The organism is Vibrio sp. 2096 (assembly GCF_033339595.1).
In the GTDB taxonomy this organism is placed as follows: domain Bacteria; phylum Pseudomonadota; class Gammaproteobacteria; order Enterobacterales; family Vibrionaceae; genus Vibrio; species Vibrio alginolyticus.
This window is the reverse complement of sequence record NZ_JAWOUX010000113.1, coordinates 1-1,018: the sequence shown is the minus strand read 5'-3', so window position 1 is coordinate 1,018 and position 1,018 is coordinate 1. Positions and strand designations below refer to the sequence as shown.

General features: G+C 46.9%; 1 protein-coding gene. It reads right to left on the bottom strand.

Annotated features, from left to right (window positions below):
- On the bottom strand, window positions 1-1,018 hold a 1,018-nt coding region (locus tag R7Q41_RS24430), incomplete at both ends, for an ACT domain-containing protein (protein ID WP_318144760.1).

Below are 1,018 nucleotides of genomic sequence, written 5' to 3'. Positions count from 1 at the left end.
GCGAGCTACGAGCGACATCTCGAAGCTGATGGTAGTACGCCATGCTTGCTGTGTTTGCTTTTTTGTTTGGTGTGACCACGTGAAAACCTGCTGCTAGAAAGTCTGCATATTGATTTGCAATGTCTTCACTAGACGTACAATCCACAAGTACAGGGTTGATGATGTGATTGCGCTGAACCAGCGCGATTAAGCGAGCTAGACTGAATTCTTCTGTTGCCGCTGACATGCGGTCGCGCCAGTGTTCTAGTGGTAAGCCTTCACTATCGAGTAGCAAGCCTTTGCTATTTGCTAAACCACAAACTCGAATCACGATACCTTTTTCCGCCAGTTTGGATTGTTGACGTTGGATCTGATCCACCAGCTCACCGCCAACACCACCAACACCAACAACAAACACATCGAGGAAGTATTTCGAGTTAAATAGGTTTTCGTGACACGCTTTGATCGCCTCAGAAATTTTGTCTTCCGGAATTACCGCAGAGATAGCACGCTCTGAAGAACCCTGCGCAATCGCGACGATATTGACGTTCACTTCCGCAAGAGAAGAGAAGAAACGTGAAGCAACACCACGGGATGTACGCATGCCGTCACCAACCAAGGTAACGATAGAAACATCATCGATAAAATCAACCGGTTCCAATAGACCGTCTTTTAGTTCAAGCTCAAACGCATCCGCCAAAACTTGTTGAGCTTTCAGCTTATCATCGGCCTCGATACAGAAGCTGATGCTGTACTCAGACGATGATTGAGTAATCAATACAATAGAGACACCAGCAGAAGACATCGCACCAAATACTCGGCTCGCCATGCCTACCATCCCCTTCATACCTGGGCCTGATACGTTAACCATGGTTAGGTCGTTAAGCGTTGTAATACCTTTGATCGCAAGATTATCTTCACCAGTATCTTGGCCGATAAGCGTACCTGCACCTTGAGGGTTAAAGCTGTTTTTGATCAGACATGGAATGTGGAATTGCGCGATAGGAGCAATGGTCTTCGGATGCAAAACGGATGCACC